This window comes from Neobacillus rhizosphaerae (genome assembly GCF_050477885.1).
Classification (GTDB): domain Bacteria; phylum Bacillota; class Bacilli; order Bacillales; family Cytobacillaceae; genus Neobacillus; species Neobacillus rhizosphaerae_A.
Map to the genome: position 1 here is coordinate 1 of NZ_JBCNAC010000075.1, position 22765 is coordinate 22765.

The following is a 22765-nucleotide window of genomic DNA, read 5'->3' on the forward strand; positions in this document are numbered from 1 at the left end:
AAGTTCCCTTATCTTCTGACTGAGCTTCACTTTATTCCTCCTAATCCAGTCGAATGCACCCAGTTTTCAGACGGATTTTTCTTTTTTATTACCTTAGTCCTAATACCACCTGCATTAAAACTGAACCACGCTCTTTGCCTAAAACAATTTTAATCTATTTGTAGATTCTACTAAGAAACAAACTATTAAATTCATATTTCTCAAGACCTTATCATTTTCTAGAAGGAAGGATTTTAGAAGCTACTTTGTGCCCGATTAACACGACTATAATCGTCAACAAGCCGTATGGAGCATTGGTAAAGATATCCCTAAAACCAATAACTCGTGCTTGTAAAAGCCGATAAAATAGATATAGAGTATACGGAATGATTATTAAGACAGCCGTTCCTACACCTAATGCATAGGTTCGAAAATAAAGGGACTGCCCAATGTGAGTGAAGACATGCAAAAATAAGATAACATTGAATCCAACTAAGAAAGCAAATGTTTGCTGTTCAACTGCTAAATAGGCTGCAATGATATACATTATTAGTTGCATGACAACAGGGATAGAGAATTTAGCTGCAGTTGTATGCGAAAATTCTTCAAAAAAGCCTCTAGCCCTTCTTGGTACTCGACCAAATACTTTTACATATTTTTTCTCAAACCATGCTTCTACAAAGATGATTTCTTCAAAATCATGCAGTAGGAAGGCTAGAGGAAATAACCATATAACGGTCGCTATACTTAGATTCGTATTCAACCACTCCAACATAACTCTCATCCCCACTTTGCATCATTAAAACTATCGTTTCTTAATATATTCGATAACCTGTTGAATATCCCCTTTTGTTCCCACTGGTCCATGTCCAGGTATGGCTGTTGCTATATCCATCTCCTCAATCTGTCTTAAAATCTGGATCCAGTTCTCAGGATTCGATTCATCAAAAAAAGTAGGGGGTGTCCCCACGAATAATAGATCCCCCATGAAAGCGACTTTGTCCTCTGGAATATACAAAACGGCATCACAGTAGGAATGCCCGCCACCCAATGTAAATAGTTGCGCGCTCCTTTTGCTCCCTTGAAACATCATTTCATTTGAAAAGGTTTGTTGAGGTAATACTAACTCTAATGTTGGCAGAGAAAGTTCCATTTCGCTCAAGAAATGAATCTGCTGTTGCACCTTTTCATCATATCTCTCGCTGATTTTCTGCTTTAGTGACTCGATGTAATTATTCAACCCTTGGACATCGCCCTTCTGCTTTTCAATCCGGGCAGGATGGAATTCCTTCATTTTTTCAAAGGTGGTTTGACTTGAAACGATCGTACTTTCCTTGAAAACCTGATTCCCTCGGATATGGTCTCCATGCCAATGACTATTAACTACCCATCTGACGGGCCGCTTCGTTACTTGAATAGCCATCCTGTTTAAGTCTTCCGCCGCTTGTTGGGTATTAAAGGTATCAAACACAAGGGTCTGACTTCCTAAATCTACGAACCCAGCGTTACCGACTGCACCGCCGCCCTCTTTTGCGATGGCCGCATATATTCCGTCACGGACTTTTTCGAGTGTAAAGTGTTTGCTATGAAATTTTTCTATCATATCTTTCTTACTTCTCCTTCATTAAGTTATTGTTAACCTATAAGCTTTTCTTACATTATTTTTTAATATTGGTGAAAAATAATGGAGGAAAGTGTATTTTAATAAGTATGTAAATATTCTGTCGCAGACAATTAATAGGGAAGTGTAATAGTGCAGTCTTTGAATCATCTCATTGAACATTATGGATATTTTGGTATCATTATTGCCTTAATTGGTGGGATTGTAGGACTACCCATACCGGATGAAGTTCTGCTTACTTACGTTGGCTATAATGTTTTTCAGGAGAAAATGTCTTATTTCCCCTCCCTTTTATGTGCTTTTATCGGTGCATTCGGCGGGATTACGCTAAGTTATCTTTTAGGGATTAAATTAGGTCTCCCATTCTTACAAAGGTTTGGACCAAAGTTTCATATAACGGAAGAAAGAGTGAATAAAACAAGGAAATTATTTATGAAGTTTGGACCCTTTCTGCTGATCATCGGCTACTTTATTCCTGGTGTAAGGCATGTGACGGCCTATCTTGCTGGAATAAATAATTATTCTTATAAGAAGTTTGCCCTATTTGCCTATTTCGGTGCCATGACCTGGTGTTTTACCTTTATTACACTTGGAAGAGTGCTAGGAGAAAATTGGATTCATGTCGGCTCGTACTTTTCTAGATATAGTCTCTATTTACTCTTTGTACTCCTTCTTGGTTGCATTTTATTTTTTACCTTCCGAAGAAAAAAAAGAGTTCTGAGCTAAATCGACCCTATTTGTTTTTTTTAAAAATGGTCCTCCTGTATAGACAACTTTTAATCAAACGTTTGATTAGTTTTTCAAATGTCTTTCTTCTGTATAGACAATCTTTAATCAAACGTTTGATTAGTTTTTCAAATGTCTTTCTTCTGTATAGACATCTTTAATCAAACGTTTGATTAGTTTTTCAAAAGTCGGCCTTTTGTATAGACAAGTTTTAATCAAACGTTTGATTAGTTTTTCAAAAGTCGGCCTTTTGTATAGACAAGTTTTAATCAAACGTTTGATTAGTTTTTTAAATGTCGCCTTTTGTATAGACAAGTTTCAATCAAACGTTTGATTAGTTTTCAAAATTCAATCCTAAATTGCCTTTCACTTTCCTCTCCATTAGAAAAAACTCTTTCCACGTATTCCAAGTCCTCTTCGGACATTAACAATACCGTTGAACTCCTAGTTCCATAATGATCACTTTCAATAAACAGAGGTGAAAGCATTCTTTCCCACTCTAACGAAACACCCGTTGTAGGAAGCTGCTCGTCCGGGGCAGGGTCCGTATTTTGCAACAGAATCATTAGCTTTTCTACAAGATTCTCCGATTCCCCATGGATGATTTGCGACAAGCCATCCTTTCCACTCTTCACCTTTGGCCATTCAGTATTTAATAAATGATTGCTAACACCATAGATACCAGGCTCCAATTTTTGGAGCTGCTGTCCAATATTCGAATAATAATAGAGCTCTTTCGTATCACCCGCTAATAAATTATAGCCTGGATACTGCTGATTCCGACTAACCAACCCCTGCATGTACTTCTTCATATCCCCTTCGAAATTTAAAGCATCTTCCACTAACTCCCCACGGGATTGCTTACCTGTGGTTACTTCCTTTGGGTTGCGATAATTGGTTAACGCCGCAAACCTTCCTGCCGAGGTAACCCCCATCCACGTACCCATCTTCTCCAAATCACGACCTGCAAGGATAGCCGGATTATCCTCCCAATAATGAATCGGAGCTGTGGGACGTTGATAAAATTCATCACGGTTGGCAGCTACGATGAGTTTATATTTTGGATGGACTTTGTAGGCGAATAATATTAAACACATAGACTTTCACAGCCTTTTTATAAAGTATTGGAGTCCCGCGAATGGCTAGTCTTGGGCCACTTCTAGATCATTGATTCTTTTTGCTTACGAATCATTTTTTTAATCAAGCGTATTTGACCTCTATGGCTCAACTCATCTTCAAACACATGAAACCATTTAAAGTAATTATTAGCGGGACGGTCCCACCAAAACGGAGCTTGCTCAAATAACCATTCGTCTGGCAGCGTTTTAAACGTTTCAATCGTCTCCCTTCTTACTAGGTCTAATTTCTCTTTATAATATTCAAGTGTGTTCCCTTTAATCTGCTCTCTTGCGTTCTTTCCTAAATCTAAAGCAGGATTTAGTGCTTTCTCCTCTTCATCTGTTAGGTCACGATTTTCAAAAGTTACTATTTGATACGTTTTTTCAACCGAAGCCATGTGTGCTAATAGCATCCCAATTGAATTAGCTTCTTCGTCAAAGAGAAAATCTAAGTCTTCTACCGTTAAGTCTTTTACTTCATCTAAAGTGGTTTGCCTTGTGTATTCCATCATCGAAACCAATTTGCTGAATTCTAATCCCAATCCTTCTTTCTGATCTATTACATATAATGTTTGATTATTAGTTTTCAATTCTACACCCCTTTACTTGGAAAAATAATACAGTATTACTATTCAACATTTTCTCAATAAACCCTTTAATTACAGTGTAATTATGTATTCACAGAGAATTGTGTTAAACTAACCCACGACTTGTATTTAATTTTATAAAATAATGGAGTGGTTTATATATGAGTAAAGCAAAAGCAAAAAGTGGAACGGGAAGAGGCACCGGTAAGAAAGGCTGGAACCGTTGGCAGGCTGGCGCGAATAAAGCAAAAAGTGCGAAGCCCTATGTAAGCAAAGGGGTTAAACGAGCAGCTGATACAAAAAATGCAGATCAATCTTCCGATAAGTAGTCTCTTTCCTTATGTGTGGATTCAAACTAATTATTTTCTTTAGAATTGTTGATGATTACTCACTATGTTGGAAAAGATAATGAACGACACGACCAACATAGGAGGTATATGTAATGTCACAACTAGAGCCATTGGAATACGAAACAGGAACCGCCATTCGTGATTATGACATTATTGATATTACATCAACGGCAGCGGGTTATGAGGTACTGCTCGATATTAACTTAGATAGTGGGTATTCTTTATCGAGAACCAAATTAGAAATTACTCATGAGGATTTACAAGGATACGAAACAAACGAAGTTGAGGAAGGCATTAAATATGCCTTAGGCTTTTTTGAACAATAGTTTTGTTTCCGGCACATAAACTATTCATACGTGACCGATTCGGCTTACTTTTTACCGGTTCGGTCACGTAGACCCCTTCTACGTTACCGGTTACCCTTTCTTTTTACCAGTTGGGGCACGTAGACCCTTTCTACGTTACCTTTTTCCCTTTCTTTTATCCGGTTCGGTCACTTAGACCCTTCCTACGTTACAGGTTCCCCTTTCCTTTTACCAGTTGGGGCACGTAGACCCTTTCTACGAACCGTTCACAACATTACTCTTTAACCGAATTTTTTTTTTGTAAATCTTTACACGCTCTTAACATGAGGTTAAGAAAACCCCTCTTTATTTTTAATACAATAAAGTAAAAGGGGGCGGAAAAATGACTAGAGAACTACTGGAATTCTTTTATGGCTTTGATTGTCGAGTGCTGCAGAAGGTTAATAACCATTTTGATAAAAAGCTATTAAATCTCTTTTTTCGCTTGATTACACGTTTAGGAGGAGCAGATCTTACAATTGCTTCAACGTTAATTCTCATTCTCTTATCTTCAGGGGCGGCTAAACTAACCGCTATTAGCAGCGCACTCGCTTTATCAGCAAGTCATATACCTGTCCATATTTTGAAAGAGGTGCTTCCTCGTAGAAGACCCTATGTAAAGATTGAAAAAACAAAAACTCATGAAAATCCATTACGAGATCCTTCTTTTCCTTCGGGGCATACAACAGCCATCTTTTCCGTTGTAATTCCCTACATCCTATATGTTCCGCACCTGTCGTTTTTCTTAATACCTCTAGCGATCTCCGTAGGCCTATCAAGAATTTACCTAGGCCTGCACTACCCATCAGACGTACTAGCTGGTGCCCTCCTCGGAACACTAACTGGAGTTATCACCTTTTGCATTCTATGTATCTGAGAAATACAATTTACGGTGTCAGGCACCAAGAAAGTACATTTGTCCTCACACAACGGACACTTGTGGTGCCTGACACCTTCTTATTTTTATGCTTCTACGATGTTTGGTTGTTGGTAGGTTTCTTGGTCAAATTCGCCTGTTGCTTTGCTTGTTAGTACGCCTGCGGTCATGGCTCCGCTCACGTTAAGTGCTGTCCGGCCCATGTCAATAAGTGGCTCTACTGAGATGAGCAAACCGACAATAGCAATTGGCAGGTTCATAATAGAAAGGACGATGAGGGCTGCAAAGGTAGCACCGCCGCCTACACCAGCAACACCAAAGGAGCTAATTGCTACGACCAAAATGAGCGTAAGAATAAAGGAGAGACTGGTTGGATCTACCCCTGCTGCAGGGGCAACCATAACGGCTAGCATAGCTGGGTAAATCCCCGCACAGCCGTTTTGACCAATGGAAAGTCCGAATGACCCTGCAAAGTTCGCTATCCCCTCAGAAACTCCAAAGTCTTTTGTCTGTGTTTTGATCGTCATTGGTAACGTTCCCGCACTTGTACGTGAGGTAAAGGCAAAGGTTAAGGTAGGAAGTCCCTTTTTTACATAATTCCTCGGGTTTAGTTTAACAAACGATAACAGTAATAAATGGACAATAAACATAACGATTAGCGCCACATAGGAAGCAACGACAAACTTTCCTAATTTAGCAATAGCTTCATAATCACTTGTGGCGGTTACCCTTGTAATAATTGCTAAAATGCCATACGGTGTGAGTCGAAGAATCAATGTTACTACCCTCATGACAATTGAATACGCCGTATCTATGATCCGAGCGAAAAACTCGCCGTGCTCAGATTCCTTCCGTTTGACTCCAAGATAAGCAATCCCAATAAAGACAGAGAAGATAACAACGGCAATCGTAGAAGTTGGTCGTGCTCCTGTTAAATCCTGAAATGGATTACTCGGAATTAACTCGATAATTTGCTGAGGAAGTGTCATGTTTTCCACTCCGGCTACTCTTTCCTCAAGCTGAGAATTCCTAGCTTTCTCCGCATCACCCTCGTTTAACTGAATCCCGTCAAGGCCAAACCCTAAGGCAGATCCAATACCAACGGCTGCAGAAATAGCTGTCGTACCAAGCAAAATTCCAATCACAAGAAAGCTAATCTTCCCAATATTTTTGGTTAATTTCAACCTAGTAAAAGCGGCAACGATACTAATGAAAACCAGGGGCATAACTACCATTTGTAATAGTTTTACATAACCATACCCGACAATGTTGAACCAATCAATCGAACCTGTCGTCACCTCATGTGTGGTGCCATAAATCAGATGGATGATAAAACCAAAAATAATACCTAAGCCTAATGCTGTAAAAACACGTTTAGAAAAAGAGACATGTTTTTTTTGCATCATGAACAAACCAAACATAAGCGCAAATAAAACGAGGATATTAACGATGATAAGAAGGGCGTTCATTTTACTCCTCCTTTATATTTGTAAATTTTTCCAACACATACATTCCAATGAGTCAAGTCGGAATTACAAATGAACGAACCACAAAAATTTAATGCTATCAAACGTTTGATATTACATACATATGTAAAGTCGGAACATTAAATACCATCTACGAAAAAAAGGTGTCAGGCACCGTCCGTGGACATTTGTCCACTAGCGGTGCCTGACACCCAACTATTTTATCTCGTATGTTTTGCATTTTTCGTAGAAGCTGGTTTTCCCTATTTCCAGGAGTTTGGCGGCTTCTTGCTTATTTCCGTTGGTTACATCGAGCGCATTTAGAATGGCTTTCTTTTCTGCCTGAGCTAGTGTTTCTTTTAAAGGAACAACCGGTATGGGATTTTCCCCCAAAGGCTGATTGCTTTCCGTACAGCCTCCAATTTCAGAGGGGTTCTCCGGTTCCAAATCACGTAAATATAATGGCAGGTGAACCAATTCAATAGTTTTCCCATCTAGAACATTGATTGTTCGCTCCAACACATTCTCAAGCTCGCGAATGTTTCCCGGCCAAAAATGCTGCATCAATCTTTCTTTTACCTCAGTGGAAAACTCTATCCCTTTACGATAAAATTTCTTCTCCAGTTTTTTCAATAAATTGATGGAGATTGGTGGGATATCCTCTTTTCTTTTTCTAAGAGGGGGTATTTCAATTTTTATGACATTCAATCGGTAATATAAGTCCTGACGAAATTTCCCTTCCTCCACCAGCTTCTCTAAATCCCGATGGGTTGCCGCAATGATTCGAACATCAACAAGAATGGAATTTTGAGCTCCTACACGCTGCACCTCTTTTTCCTGTAAGACTCGCAAAAGCTTGCTTTGCATCGAGAGGGGCATGTCCCCAATTTCATCTAGAAAAAGGGTCCCATTATTGGCAATTTCAAACTGTCCCTTCTTCCCCCCTTTTTTTGCTCCTGTAAAGGCACCTTCTTCATACCCAAACAACTCAGATTCCAGTAAATGCTCAGGGATTGAAGCGCAGTTGATAGCAACAAAAGGCAATGATTCTCGCATACTATTATTATGTATAGCGTGGGCAAATAGCTCTTTACCCGTCCCAGATTCCCCTATCAATAAGACCGATGAGTTGCTCTCAGATATTCTTTCTGCTAGTTTTTTCGCTGCTAAAAAAGCCGGGCTATCCCCAATTAAATCGGAGAATTGGTACTTACTTTTCAATTCTTTTTCAACTTTTGTTTTATAATATTTCAGTTCTTCTACAAGTCTTTGTATTTTCGTTTTATACATCCGCCATTCCTCTGGTGTACGGAACATGACGGTCCCCAGGGCTCCAACTCTTTCTCCATCCACGATGAGAGGGTACCGGTTAGCAATCATTTCACTACCATTGATGGGGTGTAGAGAAGCAAGCTCTTTTTGTCCTGTATTGGCAACGATATGCATGCGGGTATTTTCAATTACCTCTTCCACATGCCGGTTAATGGCGTCCTCCACTGTCGTTCCCAAAAACTCGCAATAAGCCTCATTAATATAAAGAATAATACCCTCTCGATCGACCACTACAATTCGTTCCGCTAATAGATTAATAATTTGCTCATGCCAATTATAGGGGATATTCTCAAATCCTCGGTACATTCTTTTCCCACCCTTACCACACTAGATATATTAATTATACCAAATATACTGACAAAGGGGTCAGACCCCACAAACATGTGGTTCCTGACCCCTTTAATACCTTATTGGGCTGTATAGCCACCATCCAGGATGACTGCCTGACCGGTAATTCCTCTTCCTTTATCACTTGCTAAAAAGACAGCATAATCAGCAATTTCCGAAACAGACAGAAGTCTTCTTTGCGGAACAAGCGGGTAAATTACATCTTCTAGCACACGATCTAAGCTGACATTCCTAGTTTTCGCCAAATCCCCCAGTTGGTTTCTCACTAGTGGGGTATCTACGTAGCCAGGACATAATGCATTTACTGTAATCCCATCCGCTGCGCCTTCTAGTGCTGCCACCTTCGTTAAACCAATGACCCCGTGTTTCGCACTGTTGTAGGCAGCCTTCCCGGCAAAGCCGATGACACCATTAATGGAGGCCATATTGATGACTCTTCCGAAACCTTGTTTTTTCATGAGTGGAAAAACATGTTTGATGCCAACAAATGGCGCCGTTAACATGATTTTGACAAGTAATTCGAATTTTTCAGTTGGGAACTCTTCTATTGGAGACACATACTGCATTCCGGCATTATTGACTAAAATATCAAGGCTTCCAAATGTCTGGTAGGCTAGCTCTAGGCTATTTTTAAAAGCTTCTTCATCTGTTACATCACAGGGAGCAGCTAGTGCTTCAAATCCTTGCTCTCTTAACTCAGCGGCCACTTCTTCGCTCTTGACCGCGTTTAAGTCTGAAATAACTACCTTTGCGCCTTCCTGGGCAAAAGTCTTTGCGAGTTCTAATCCAATTCCACTTGCAGATCCAGTAATAAATGCTGTTTTTCCTTCTAATGACTGTTTCATACGAGATCCTCCTTTAAATCTAGTACACTATGAATCATTAAATGATGTTAAACATAGAGTAAATCGCAATGACAAAGAATACGGCTACTGTCTTAATCACTGTTACAGCGAAAATGTCACGGTATGACTGCTTGTGAGTCAAGCCCGTAACTGCAAGCAGAGTAATAACCGCTCCATTGTGCGGCAGTGTATCCATACCACCGGATGCCATCGCTACCACACGGTGCATAACTTCAGGCGGGATATTCGCTGCAGCAATGGCTTGATTGTATTTATCTGCCATGGCGCCTAGCGCAATTCCCATTCCTCCAGATGCCGATCCTGTAATACCAGCAAGGGAACTTGTTGTTACAGCACCATTAACAAGCGGGTTGGTAAACGTACTAGAAATCGCATCACTGATTTTCGTAAACCCTGGAAGAGATGAAATAACCCCTCCAAAACCGTATTCTGCACCGGTATTCATGGTCGCAAGCAACGCTCCAGCAATACTTAGGTTTAAACCTTCTTTAAAGTTCACGGTTACACGTTTCCAATCAAAGGCAAGCGACGTGACAATCCCGACTACCAACGCCAGCTCAACCGCCCAAATAGCAGCAACTGCTGGTACATCTACCGTATATGCTTTTAAGCCGATAGCAGTAAAATCAAACCCATTTGGATACCATTTTGGTATATAGGTAATGAATAATTTATTTGTCACTCCAACAAGCACTAGAGGCACAAACGCCATGATTTGTCTTAAAACAGAATGTTGAGACGTTAAATCAGGCACCATTTCTTTTTCCTCTGATTTGGCCAGTTCCAAAGCGGATGCATTTTCTGCGCCGAAGCCATAGTAGCCTTCGCCAGCTTTTTCGGCTTTTTTTCTTCTAGTTTCTAGATAGAGAAGACCAAGTCCTAAGACAAAGATAGCACCTATAATCCCCAATGTTGGTGCAGCGTAGATATCTGTTTTAAAGAAGTTTATTGGGATAACGTTTTGGATTTGTGGTGTACCTGGTAATGCATCCATTGTGAAGGTAAAAGCACCGAGAGCGATGGTTCCAGGAATCAAACGTTTTGGAATGTTTGCTTCTCTAAACATCTGAGCGGCAAATGGATAAATGGCAAATACAGCTACGAATAAGCTTACGCCGCTATAGGTTAAAATAGCACCTAGCAAAATGATAGTGAGCATGGCACGTTTCGCACCGACCCAACGGACAATTGTTTTTGCAATTGATTCTGCGATGCCAGACATTTCAACTACTTTTCCAAAAATTGCTCCTAATAAAAAGACGGGAAAGTAAGATTTAATGAATCCGACCATTTTTTCCATAAATACACCGGAGAAAAACGGTAAAACATGGCTTGGATCAACAAGTAAAACGGCTAATAGTGCGCATAGAGGAGCAAATAAAATGACAGAGAAACCACGGTACGCAACGAACATTAATAGCCCAAGCGACAAAAGAATAATAAATAATTGCATGTAAATCCCCCTTTGGATAATTTAGATAAGCTTCTGTCTCTTGTTAGGTAAGCGTTTTCAATTTGAAGCTCGTTTATATATTTGCAAGTTTTGTGCCAAAATTATAAATTTTTAAATAATTTAATTTATTTCCTTTGGTTTCTCACTTTATCATGTTATTAATAACATAAAAGAACCCTTTCTCTCAAACTGATTTCCGGGATTACGGAATATTTACTAGATTAAGATTCCGTAATTGCGGAATTTTCCGTTTTTACGGAATCTTGTCCGTTGAATCTTTTGAAAAATTACTATAAAATCACTTATATTTATCGAATTTAATAATTAATAGTGGATCCAATTCCTTTATCAGCGAATTTTGTATACTTATCAGCGAATATACAAATATATCAGCGGATTTGCGAGTTTATCAGCGAATCGGGGGCATTTATCAACGCATTGCTTTTTCATTAAATGGCAAAGGCGTTAGCGACTCGGACTAGTCGCCCCAAGCAAAAAAAAGGTGTCAGGCACCGTCCGTGGACATTTGTCCACGAGTGGTGCCTGACACCAAAAGATGACCCCACAAAAAGAGCAGTCCCCAAAAGGACCGCCCTTTAAATCTCTCTTATTTCTTCTTCGCGTGCTTTCTCATGTCAAAGGCAACCGCTACGACGATGATTAGGCCTTTAACGATGAACTGGATGTATGGGCTAACTCCAAGGAAAGCTAGGCCGTAGTTGATGATTTGGAATATAAGAACACCAGTCACTACGCCTGGTACCGTTCCAATACCACCTGATAAAGATACTCCACCGACCACGCAGGCTGCGATGGCATCTAATTCGTACATATTACCTGTGTTGTTTGTCGCACTCCCTACACGACCCGCTTCAAGAGTACCAGAGAATCCATATAAAAGACCTGCGATCATGTAGATGATAATTAGATTTCTTGCTACGTTAACACCGGAAACCTTTGCTGCTTCCGGATTTCCCCCGATAGCATACATATTCTTACCAAGCTGAGTCTTATTCCAAATCACCCAAATAACGACAGTAGCAATAATGGCATAAATAACAAGATACGGAATTTCATAAGAACCAACTGGAATTCCACGTTGAGCAAAAGTGGTAAACTTTTCGCTTAATCCACCAATTGGCTGTGCGCCATATGGAGGACGGTCAAAATAGATGGAAGTAATACCATAAACACCGATCATCATCCCTAACGTCGCGATGAAAGGAGGAACATGTAATTTTGCAACAATCACACCATTTAATGTAGCAATAAAGCCTGTTGCAAGCATGGCGATTATAATAGGAACAATCAGAGGTAACTCCGGTAAATTAGGATACATTTTATAAGCATAATCCCCTGCTTGCAGCATGGATGCAGAGACAACCGCTGCAAGTCCAACCATTCGTCCAGCGGACAAGTCTGTACCAGCTGTAATCAGGATTCCTGCCATCCCAAGTGCAATGATAATACGGGAGGAGGATTGACTTAAAATATTAATTAAGTTTGTAACTGAAAGGAAGTCAGGAGAAGCGACCACGATTCCAATAACAAGTAAGATTAAGAAAACATAAATCACATTATCAAATAGCAGTTTGGTAATACTGCTTTTTTGTGTAGCTGAATTTTTCATTTGCATCTCCTCCTAATACAAAGCTGCTAATCGCATGATTTCTTCCTGCGACGTTTTAGCTGTTTCAACGATTCCTGCTGCTTTACCATTACTCATAACTAAAATTCGATCGGTCACACCTAAAAGCTCTGGCATTTCAGAAGAAATCATAATAATTCCCTTGCCTTCAGCTGCTAATTCATTAATTAACTGGTAGATTTCAAACTTTGCCCCTACGTCGATTCCTCTCGTCGGTTCATCCAGTAATAAGATATCAGGTTTGGTCAATAGCCAACGTCCGATAATAACCTTTTGCTGGTTACCGCCTGAAAGACTGCCAATGGATGTTTTTTGTGACGGCGTTTTTACCTTCATTGAATCAATCACCCATTGGGTATCGTCTGTGACTTTGCGGTCAGACAGGAACCCGCTTTTCGTTTTATATTGCTTCATGTTAGAAATGATAGAGTTAAAGCTAATACTTAATTCAGGGAAAATCCCCGTTGATCTTCTTTCTTCCGTTACGAGTGCAAAGCCGTTTTTGATGGCGTGCTGCGGTGAATGGTTTTGAACCACCTTGCCGTGTAACTCTATCGTCCCAGAAGAGATTCCGCGAATTCCAAATAAAGCCTCAACAACCTCTGTCCGCTTTGACCCTACTAATCCAGCAATCCCTAAGATTTCACCCTTACGAAGCTCGAAGTTAATATTTGAAAAAGAAGGCTGTGTTTCTGCTGTAAAATCAGAAACCTTTAAAATCTTCTCTCCCGGCTGGTTCACTTTAGCCGGAAACCGCTGTGATAAGTCACGTCCAACCATCAGCTTGATGATTTCATCTGTTGTTAATTCTTTCGCGCTCTTTGTCGCAATGTACTGACCGTCACGCATGATTGTCACTTCATCGGAAATCTTCAAGATTTCCTCCATTTTGTGAGAAATATAGATGATTGCTACATTCTCACTCTGGAGCTTCCGGATAATTCTGAAGAGATGATTTACCTCTGTCTCTGTTAAAGAGGAGGTCGGTTCGTCCATTACAATGATTTTTGAATGGTAAGAAACGGCTTTCGCAATTTCCACCATTTGCATTTCCGAAACGGATAACGTGCTCACCTTGCTACGCGGGTCGATATTTATATCCAGACTTTTGAAAATAGCTGCTGTATCCTCGTACATTTTCTTTTCATCCACGAAAATACCTTTTTTCGGATAACGGCCCAGCCATAAATTATCCATAACATTTTGCTGGCGTACCTGGTTTAGTTCTTGATGCACCATGGAAACGCCGTTTTCAAGTGCCTGCTTTGAATTGGCAAAGGAAACCTCTTTTCCATCAAACAGAATTTTACCTTCATCCATCGAGTAAATGCCGAATAGGCATTTCATTAATGTGGATTTTCCTGCACCATTTTCGCCCATCAAGGCATGTACGGAGCCAGTCTTCACTTTCAAGGAAACGTTGTCCAGTGCAAGTACCCCAGGGAATCTTTTTGTTATATTAAGCATTTCTAGTAGATTGGTAGTACTGGATTCTGACATGAGCGAACCTCCTTACTAACTATTTAAAAATAAGAGAAGCACCTGCGTTGTGCGTCCCATTTTTGATAAAAAATTTAGATCCTACGGTGTCCCGCTCCAAATCGTTAAAGCAATACCCCGAACGAAAGAAAAGAAGATTCCTTTCCTTCGTTCGAAGAGCGCCGGGGCTGACCTACGTCAGCCCTGGACAGGCGCTTCGACTTCATTCTAATTCTTACTTATAAGCATCCTTACCAACTTGGATGTTGTCTTTTGTTACTTCAACGTAAGGAACACGAACCGCTTTCTTGTCGTCAAGCTTCCACTCTGTTCCGTCTAAAACGTCTTTACCGTTTGCTGCATTTGTAGCAAGTTCAATGGTTGCTTTACCTTGGTTTTTCGCGTCATTTAAAACAGTACCAACCATCTTGCCTTTTTCAATCATTTCTAATGCTTCAGGAATCGCGTCCACACCTACAACTGGCATAAACTTGTCACCAGAGAAGTATCCACCCTTTTCAAGTGATGCAATTGCACCTAATGCCATACCATCGTTGTTAGCGATGACGAATTCAATTTTGTCATTGTATTTAGCTAACCAAGCATCCATTTTTTCCGTTGCTTTTGTTGCATCCCACATAGCTGTATCCATTGCTAATTCTTCTACTTGGATGCCTTTTTCTTTTAAAGTATCAACTGCAAACTTTGTACGTGCTTCAGCATCTGGGTGTCCTGGCTCACCTTTTAATAGAACGTATTGAAGTTTGCCGTCTCCATTTTTGTCCCACTTATCTTTGTTCGCTTCCCAAGCCTTCGCAATCAATTCACCCTGAATTACACCTGATTCAGAAGAAGTTGTTCCAACATAGTAAGCTTTATCATAGCCTGCAAGTACACCTGCATCTGGCTCTTTGTTGAAGAAGATAACTGGAATATTTTTTGGTTTTGCTTTATCGATAATTGTTTGAGCTGCTTTTGGATCTACTAGGTTAATAGCTAGAGATTTTGCACCCTTTGCAATCAATGTATCTACTTGCTCAATTTGTTTTGCTTGGTCGTTTTGGGAGTCATTCAACATAAGCTTTACTTTTCCTTTTGCTGCATCTTCCATTGAACGACGTACATAGGACATGAAGTTATCATCAAATTTGTAGATAGTTGCACCAACAGCTGGAAGACCGCCGTCCTTACCTTTGCCAGAATCAGAACCGCTTGTTGAGCTGCTGCATCCTGCTGCTAATAGAATACTAGATGCAATTGTTAAAGATAGAACCAACCCTTTTTTCTTCTTAAGCATGTGATCATTCTCCTTTTTCCTTTTGATAAAGACTAACGGTGCTTAACTAGCCTGCGTGTAAGCCCTTACACATATGTTAGCATCAGGAGAATCACGGCAATAGTTCCAATCTATAGCACATTTTTGTGAATACCTAGACATTTTTGCAAACGATTCCAATTGTCTGATAATAATCTCCTATTCTTTTAAAAAATGGCTCTCTAAACTTGCCTGTTGATTCAACAGTATTCTTTAACACAGACTAAAAAAATGAGAGGCGGACTCCTTTGCTTGGAGTCCGCCTCTCATTCAAATTTTATTGACTTACAGTTGCTTTTCGGAACTCGGATGGGGATAAACCTGTTTGCTTTTTGAAGACACGGCTGAAGTAATTAGGGTCTTTATAGCCGACGGAGTAGCATATTTCCTTTAAGCTTTTTCCCGGATCGACAATCGCCGTTTTCGCATGCTGGATTCTTATTTCTGTTAAATAATCAATAAATGTCATCCCAAAGCGGTCTTTAAATAGCTTGCTTAAATAGTACGGACTTAGCTCCACAAATTCGGCCACAGATTCTAATGTAATCGAATCGGCATAATTCTGTTCGATATATTCCTTTGCCTTATGCAACATACCCTTAGCATGATTATTTCTCCAGACCTGAACTTGATGGACCACTGCTAATAAATGTGACTTCCCTTTTTCAAAAATCACCTTACTATCTTCAGACTCATCGATTGCCGGGGTTCGTTCATAGCTTATTCCTAAATCATGAAGCATTCGTGAGATGAGAATAAACAATTCCTCGAAGGACTTTTTCACCAGTGCTGTCTTAACGTTCTTATTGTCTGCATGCTTGGCTACAAATGTATCAAAAATGTATAAAACCTGATTCACGTCCCCCTGACGAACCGCCTCTAGTAATTTTTTCTCCACCTCTAGCACACCAGATTCCATGGATTCTGGGGATGACCCTTGTTTGACACCAATAATGTATCTGCGATTCGGTGTTTTTAACAGTTGCTTTAGGGCTAATACTGCTTCATGATAGGATTGATTTAGCTCATGAGCTTGATTGTAGGGAAGGCCCACCCCCATTCGCAACTCGGCAGAAAAAGTCTCTCTTTGAAAAAGACTGTGCACCGTGTCAATGATTACCTGTGCACTCGTTTTAAAGTTGGTTTTTTCCTCTGTCTTTTTACATAAAAATAAAACCGGCACTTGGGAATCCGTTAGAGGACCAATGATCATCTCTTCATTTTTTACTACTACTTTCTGAATCTCCTTCAACCAACGATACCAATTCTGTTTGTCGCTGGCTGACAGTTCGGCATGTCCCTTTGGTTGCAGAGAGAGAAGCATAATATATCCAGAGGTAATTTCCACCCCTAATAATTGTCCCCATTCATCAAAGGTAATATCTTGAACAGAATTAACTAATAGAGAAGATACCCACTCTTTTTGTGCGATAGATACCGCTCGCTCTAGGTTTTCTCTTAAGCTCTGCTGCTCTTCTTTAAGTATCCGTTCCGCTAAAATTTCACTGGAGACACGTTCCACTGCTTCCAGGATATCTTGTTTACTGCTTGGTTTTAGGATGTATTCTTTCACACCCTGCTGCATTACTTCTTTGGCGTATTCAAAGGTATTAAAAGCAGACACCATGATAAAGCGAATCCCAGGGTCCGTTTTTCTAATCTCTTTTACCGCTTGAACTCCATCCACACCAGGCATTTTAATATCCATAAAAATGATATCAGGCCTAAGCTCCTTTGCCATTTCTATCGCTTTCCTGCCATTAGGAGCCTCCCCAATTACCACGACGTTCTTCAAGGAGCTATTAATGATTTTCGTTAAGGCCTTGCGCTCAATGACTTCATCATCCACTATAAGAATGTTCAACAAGCTCGCTTCCCCCTTTCGCCGCTATAGGAATGATCAGTCTAAAATTGGTGCCCTTCATAGGTTCTGATTCAATTTCAACCACGTCATTTCTCTGATAAAAAAGCTGTAGTCTTCTTATGACGTTTTTTACACCAATTCCATTTGAGTACTCTTTTGGCTTTTCATGCAGTTCTTCTGACGCCACAGCCCCATCCACAAATTGGAGCAATCTTTTTTTGACGGTCGCGTCCATCCCATCCCCGTTATCAATCACCTCTACGTGAACTTGATCATGATGACGATAAATATGTAGACGAATTTCACCATTTGCTTCATAGGCTTCTACACCATGGTTAAAGGCATTTTCGATGATTGGCTGGAGGATTAAGCTTGGAATTTCAATATTTAAGCAAGCTTCATCAATCTCTGTGACAAATTGAATCCGTTCTCCAAATCTTGTTTGTTGAATATAGAAGTACTCTTTTACAATTCGTACTTCATCTCTTAAAGTTGAGGCTTTATCGAAATCACTTAAGTTGTAGCGAAGAATAGCAGCAACGGCCTCTATCAAGCGTGAAGTATGCTCTGCCTCCTCTAAATAGGCCATCTTTGAAACCGTATTCAAAGTATTGAATAAGAAGTGAGGATTGATCTGGTTTTGAAGACTCCTTAACTCCAATTCTTTTAACAGCTTATCTAATTCACCCTTCTGTTTAATTTCTGTTACTAGTTGTCTTAGGTTCGCCCGCATCTGGTTGAACGTTTCAGTTAACAGCTTTAACTCATCATTGGTTTTGATTTTAATATCTTCTCCGTACAAATTTCCTTTTGAAATTTGCTTAGCCGCTTGCGATAACAAACTAATCGGTTTGGTGATCCCGCCCGATATCCATAACGCTAACAAGGTGCTTAGGAAAAATGCTGCCGCGAAAAGAGAAAGCGACATTAACTTATAATAATGGTTTTGCCTTTCCATCTGACTATAGAATTCTTGATAATCAGTGAGTTTATTGTTCAACAACCCGAGTGTACTTTCTTGTAAAAAGGATGCAATTTTCATGACTTCATTAAAATGATAGGAGTACTGGTTAATATCGTCCTTTTGGAAGGCTATAATAGTCGCATCACTTTCTTCCAAAAAACTATCAATCATATTTTTATAGTTAATGAGTTTGATATCATTTGTATCTAGTTCTTCATAAAGAATACCTTGATCCTTGAGAAGCTTGGTCTTTTCTCTCTGATAGTCTTTTAAATAAGATACTTCCTTATCTAAAATATACGCATGCAGTTTTTCTGCCACTAAGTTCGTCCTTTTGGAGATATCATTGAGAAGAAGAAAACGTTCAAAGCTATCATCGTATTCGACAACGAGATTTTCGCTGCTTTTATAAAAAAAGAAGCCGACTGACGATAGCAAAACGACCAATACGATAAAATAAAGAAGCAATTTGGACCGAATTCGAAATAACATTAGTGGTTGTCCTCCTTGTTGCGCATACCGCTTACGGGTAAATCTCCTATTCTCATAATTCTTGTTTCTGTATGGACAACCTGTGAGACTGTTTTTCCTTCGATTATGTCAATCATCATTTTCACTGCTCTGTAACCCATTTCGTAGGGCTGTTGGACAACGGTTGCCTTGATCGTTCCTCTTCGAATATAGTCCAGGGTTTCGGGCAGTGTATCAAATCCAATCACGTACACTTCTCTTTGTTTTTTATATTTCTCAATGACCTGTGCAATTCCTATCCCATCGAGGGCACTGGTTCCATAAAATGCATTGATTTCGGGATGATCTTTTAGGAGTTGATTGGCTTTTTCTGCCGCTTTTACTGTGCTGATTTCGGATTGCTGGATGTCGATAATATGGATTCCAGGTTCGTCTTTTACCGCGTCCTGAAAACCCTTCACGCGTTGCTGCTGATGGTTTGCATAAAAGGTTCCGGTAATAATGGCGACATTAGCTCTACCGTTTGTATCAGTAATCAATGCTTTTCCGGCCAAAAATCCTGAGTAATAGTTGTCTGTCCCAATATAGGCTAATCGGAGGCTGTTTGCGGCATCTGTATCTACTGTAATCACGGGAATTCCGTCTGCGATGACTCGGTTAATTAACGGCGTAAATTGTTCGTCACTTAATCCCTGTGTTAAAATTCCATCTACTTTAGAAGCTGCGGACATTTCAATGGTCTTTAAATGGTCGTCAATATTTGCCTGCTTCGGCCCTGAGTATTCCAGCAGCACACCATATTTTTTGGCAGCCGCCTTTGCTCCGCTTTCTACGAGTCTCCAATACTCGTTATCTAGCTCTTCTGGAACCAGGACAAAGTGATATTTATAAGGTTCAGGCACCTTCTTCTCGACTGGCAAATGATGGGTAACCACCTTATAGCCATAAAAAACCGCCATTGAGCAACTCACAATAAAAAACAAAATACCAAATGTATACGCTACCACAGAAAACCGGCTCATCCAATCTCCCCACTCTCGATGCCACTCTCGATGCCACTCTCGATGCCACTCTAACTAACGCTATTATACGGAACATTCCAAAAATCGACAATGGAAAGAATATGGTGTCAGGCCCCACTATAAGAGACTCTACGAATTTAGACAACTCTTTGCTCTTTCACGATTGGTCTGTCCGAGTTTCCTTGCCTTCTGACTATGTTACTGACTTTTTCGCTGACTCTGTCAGAAGTTTGCTTGCCTTCTGACAGTGTTGCTCGCTTTTCCTTCGACTCTGTCAGAAGTTGCCTTACCTTCTGACTATGTTGCTCGCTTTTCTTCTGACTCTGTCCGAAGTTGCCTTACCTTCTGACTGTGTTGCTGACTTTTCCTACAACTCTGTCAGAAGTTGCTTTACCTTCTGACTATGTTGTTGGCTTTTCTGCCGACTCTGTCAGAAGTTCCCTTACCTTCTGACTATGTTGCTCGCTTTTCCTTCGACTCTGTCAGAAGTTCCCTTGCCTTCTGACTATGTTGCTCGTTTTTCCTCCGACTCTGTCAGAAGTTCCCTTATCTTCTGACAGTGTTGCTGGGTTTTCCTTCGACTCTGTCAGAAGTTCCCTTATCTTCTGACTATGTTGCTGACTTTTCCTTCGACTCTGTCAGAAGTTCCCTTGCCTTCTGACTATGTTGCTGGCTTTTCCGCTAACTCTGTCAGAAGTTGCCTTACCTTCTGACAATGTTTCGTCTTTTCCTTCCTACTCTGTCAGAAGTTGCCCACGCTCGGACTAGTCTTTTTTATTATTATCTCAATCTGTCCATAAGCCCGATGGATTCCGGCCATTAATAACCTATAAACATCATCATAAAAACAAAAAACCCACCACTACCATGGTGAGTTTCATTTAGAAGCTGCTATTACGTAGGATGAGCTTAGTCCCAATGTAAATTTTTTTAGCAATTTTTCTACCTTCAATTCTTTCAAGCAGCGTGTCAACAGCTGTTTCACCCATGAGCTCCGTGTATACCTTCACCGTGCTTAAAGAAGGAAACACATACTTCGAGACGCTGATATCGTTGACCCCAATAATGTTCACTCGCTCCGGGACAGCAATTCCTTCCTCTAACAACGCTCGCAATGCACCAACAGCAATCGAATCATTCGCTGCAAAAAAGGCAGTTGGCAGTCGGTCCCCATGTTCCTCAATCGCCTTCCTCATCAGCCTATTGCCATCTTCGACCGAAAAAGAGCCATTGTACATGAACTCTTCCTTTAATAATCCTATTGCCACCAAGTACTGCTTGAACGTCTTTTCCCTTGCATCTTCAATTGCGGAAGTCTTATCCTTAAACACTTCTCTTCCGCCAATATAGCCAATCTCTCTATGCCCTTTATCAATTAAATGATCCAGCACCTTTTTAGTCGCCTTTTCAAAATCAATCACAACCGAATCAAAGCGTTCCTCATCAGGAGATGTATCTACAAAAACAAGATTCTTTGTTCGTTTTTCCAATTCACTCACTTGCTTGCTACTGAACTTTCCAATCGCAATAAGCCCTTGCATGTCCTCTGCTTCCGTTAAATCCTCAATATTGTCCTGGAAGTACTTTTCCACCTTAATCCCGTGATGGATGCAGCGGTTTTCGACGCCCAGACGAATGGACATATAATACAGGTCTTCGAGTTCCTCTTTTTCCGTGTACCATTGCAGAAGCGCAATTTTCCCTGACTCCTGTTTTCGAATGGTCTTCTTTTTATAGGAAAGCTCCTCTGCTACTTCAAAAATTCGCTTCTTCGTTTCATCACTGACAGAAAGCGAGGTGTCGTAATTCAGTACTCGTGACACGGTAGCAATCGAAACCCCCGCCAGTTGTGCTATATCTTTAATGGTTGCCATAATCAAACTCCTAATGTATTAGCAAAAAATCGATACGTCGTTGTAGAATAGTATAAATCCTTCGGCTCCAAGATGACAGTTGGAAATGCTGGATGATGAATGGCATCAGGAAATCCTTGTGTCTCTAGGCAAACGCCTAAATAATTTCTAGCACGGACACCTGATATGGAATACGGTCCCTCTAAATGGTTTGCTGTGTAAACAACGACACACGGCTGATTCGTCGTCACAAGCAATGAGCGTCCACTTTCCTCATCACTTAACATAATCGTATTCTCGCCCTCTTTTGTAAAAACAAGCGGATGGTCGTAGCCTTTTCCAACAAGGACATTTTGTGGATGAGAGGATTGGATCCCCGAACTCAATCTCCGGCCATGCTGAAAGTCAAATGGTGTATTTCGAGAAGCGAGTAAGCTCCCGGTCGGAATCAAATCAACCCCTAACTCCAAGAAGCGGTCACTTTCTAACTGGAGAATGTGCTCAGAACAATCCCTTTTCAGATTTCCGCTTAAATTAAAATAGGTATGATTGTTTAAATTAACTAACGTTTTTTGGTCCGTTTTCCCTTCGAAAATCATACTCAGCTCATTTTTATTATTTAGAAGATAAGTAACTGTTGTTTCGAGGTTTCCGGGGTACCCCTCATCTCCATCAGGACTTAAATAGAAAAATCTCAGACCAATTGCATGTTCTTCCACGATTTTTTCCGCTTTCCAAATTACAGAATTAAAGCCCTTCTTCCCCCCATGTAAATGGTTAGGGGGCTGATTTTCTGCCAGCTGGTATTCATGGCCATCCAGTTCAAACCGAGCCCCTTGAATACGCCCCGCAACTCGGCCGACAACCGCCCCAAAGTACGGCGATAAGTCCAAATAATCCTCAAATTCCTCAAAACCGAGCACTACATTCTCTAACTTCCCCTTACGGTCATGAACCATGATTTTCGTAATCACACATCCAAAATCCAAGCAGGAGACCGTCATGCCTGAATCGTTCATAAGGGTATACTCCCTAACCATATCATCCTCATATTGCCCAAACCATCTTTCTAGTATTTCCAT

General features: G+C 40.4%; 20 protein-coding genes. 4 read left to right on the plus strand and 16 right to left on the minus strand.

Annotated features, from left to right (window positions below; all coding sequences use genetic code 11):
- Window positions 1-211: 211 nt before the first annotated feature.
- Window positions 212-754, minus strand: a complete 543-nt coding sequence (locus ABES03_RS09755) for an HXXEE domain-containing protein (RefSeq protein ID WP_430117100.1) — start codon at window positions 752-754, stop codon at window positions 212-214.
- Window positions 755-784: 30 nt separating this feature from the next.
- Entirely contained in the window at window positions 785-1582 is a 798-nt protein-coding gene (locus ABES03_RS09760; protein ID WP_430117101.1) for an MBL fold metallo-hydrolase, read from the minus strand.
- Window positions 1583-1729: 147 nt separating this feature from the next.
- Between ABES03_RS09760 and ABES03_RS09765 the strand changes: the two genes are divergently transcribed.
- A complete protein-coding gene (locus ABES03_RS09765; protein ID WP_430117135.1) occupies window positions 1730-2326 on the plus strand; it encodes a DedA family protein in 597 nt (198 codons plus the stop codon).
- A gap of 341 nt (window positions 2327-2667) precedes the next feature.
- Here ABES03_RS09765 and ABES03_RS09770 read toward each other — a convergent pair whose 3' ends face one another.
- Window positions 2668-3423: an NRDE family protein gene (locus ABES03_RS09770; RefSeq protein ID WP_430117102.1), complete on the minus strand. Its 756-nt coding sequence runs from the start codon at window positions 3421-3423 to the stop codon at window positions 2668-2670.
- A 62-nt stretch (window positions 3424-3485) separates the two neighbouring features.
- Window positions 3486-3956: a DinB family protein gene (locus ABES03_RS09775; protein ID WP_430117136.1), complete on the minus strand. Its 471-nt coding sequence runs from the start codon at window positions 3954-3956 to the stop codon at window positions 3486-3488.
- Window positions 3957-4192: 236 nt separating this feature from the next.
- On the opposite strand from ABES03_RS09775, the gene ABES03_RS09780 reads away from it, so the two are divergent.
- The 3 genes from ABES03_RS09780 to ABES03_RS09790 all read left to right on the plus strand — a co-directional run bounded on the left by ABES03_RS09780 (window position 4193) and on the right by ABES03_RS09790 (window position 5602).
- Window positions 4193-4360, plus strand: coding sequence for a DUF3934 family protein (locus ABES03_RS09780; RefSeq protein WP_430117103.1), 168 nt, complete (start codon window positions 4193-4195; stop codon window positions 4358-4360).
- Window positions 4361-4473: 113 nt separating this feature from the next.
- Window positions 4474-4707 (plus strand): hypothetical protein, encoded by a 234-nt coding sequence (locus ABES03_RS09785; RefSeq protein WP_430117104.1) that lies wholly within the window; start codon window positions 4474-4476, stop codon window positions 4705-4707.
- 361 nt (window positions 4708-5068) lie between these two features.
- The gene (locus ABES03_RS09790) at window positions 5069-5602 is read left to right on the plus strand and encodes a phosphatase PAP2 family protein (protein WP_430117105.1); all 534 of its coding nucleotides are present in this window, start codon (window positions 5069-5071) and stop codon (window positions 5600-5602) included.
- Window positions 5603-5688: 86 nt separating this feature from the next.
- Here the strand turns inward: ABES03_RS09790 and ABES03_RS09795 are convergent, their stop codons facing one another.
- From ABES03_RS09795 to ABES03_RS09850, 12 genes are all read right to left on the minus strand, one after another.
- Window positions 5689-7071 (minus strand): L-cystine transporter, encoded by a 1383-nt coding sequence (locus tag ABES03_RS09795; protein ID WP_430117106.1) that lies wholly within the window; start codon window positions 7069-7071, stop codon window positions 5689-5691.
- Window positions 7072-7284: 213 nt separating this feature from the next.
- A complete protein-coding gene (locus tag ABES03_RS09800) occupies window positions 7285-8706 on the minus strand; it encodes a sigma-54 interaction domain-containing protein (RefSeq protein WP_430117107.1) in 1422 nt (473 codons plus the stop codon).
- A 101-nt stretch (window positions 8707-8807) separates the two neighbouring features.
- Complete coding sequence (locus ABES03_RS09805; RefSeq protein ID WP_430117108.1) at window positions 8808-9593, minus strand: 3-hydroxybutyrate dehydrogenase; 786 nt, start codon at window positions 9591-9593, stop codon at window positions 8808-8810.
- A gap of 37 nt (window positions 9594-9630) precedes the next feature.
- Window positions 9631-11067 (minus strand): GntP family permease, encoded by a 1437-nt coding sequence (locus ABES03_RS09810; RefSeq protein ID WP_430117109.1) that lies wholly within the window; start codon window positions 11065-11067, stop codon window positions 9631-9633.
- A gap of 607 nt (window positions 11068-11674) precedes the next feature.
- The gene (gene mglC, locus ABES03_RS09815) at window positions 11675-12697 is read right to left on the minus strand and encodes a galactose/methyl galactoside ABC transporter permease MglC (protein WP_430117110.1); all 1023 of its coding nucleotides are present in this window, start codon (window positions 12695-12697) and stop codon (window positions 11675-11677) included.
- Between the two features lie 12 nt (window positions 12698-12709).
- Window positions 12710-14215 carry a galactose/methyl galactoside ABC transporter ATP-binding protein MglA gene (mglA, locus tag ABES03_RS09820; RefSeq protein WP_430117111.1) on the minus strand — a complete coding sequence of 502 codons (1506 nt, stop codon included), beginning with the start codon at window positions 14213-14215 and terminating at the stop codon, window positions 12710-12712.
- 214 nt (window positions 14216-14429) lie between these two features.
- Window positions 14430-15491 (minus strand): galactose/glucose ABC transporter substrate-binding protein MglB, encoded by a 1062-nt coding sequence (gene mglB / locus ABES03_RS09825; RefSeq protein ID WP_430117112.1) that lies wholly within the window; start codon window positions 15489-15491, stop codon window positions 14430-14432.
- A gap of 295 nt (window positions 15492-15786) precedes the next feature.
- A complete protein-coding gene (locus tag ABES03_RS09830) occupies window positions 15787-17376 on the minus strand; it encodes a response regulator (protein ID WP_430117113.1) in 1590 nt (529 codons plus the stop codon).
- Window positions 17351-18829, minus strand: coding sequence for a sensor histidine kinase (locus ABES03_RS09835; protein WP_430117114.1), 1479 nt, complete (start codon window positions 18827-18829; stop codon window positions 17351-17353). The genes ABES03_RS09830 and ABES03_RS09835 overlap by 26 nt, the downstream gene beginning before the upstream one ends.
- Window positions 18829-19830: a sugar-binding protein gene (locus ABES03_RS09840; protein ID WP_430117115.1), complete on the minus strand. Its 1002-nt coding sequence runs from the start codon at window positions 19828-19830 to the stop codon at window positions 18829-18831. The genes ABES03_RS09835 and ABES03_RS09840 overlap by 1 nt, the downstream gene beginning before the upstream one ends.
- Window positions 19831-20711: 881 nt before the next feature.
- Window positions 20712-21704: a LacI family DNA-binding transcriptional regulator gene (locus ABES03_RS09845; protein WP_430117116.1), complete on the minus strand. Its 993-nt coding sequence runs from the start codon at window positions 21702-21704 to the stop codon at window positions 20712-20714.
- 2 nt (window positions 21705-21706) lie between these two features.
- Window positions 21707-22765: an aldose epimerase family protein gene (locus tag ABES03_RS09850; RefSeq protein ID WP_430117117.1), complete on the minus strand. Its 1059-nt coding sequence runs from the start codon at window positions 22763-22765 to the stop codon at window positions 21707-21709.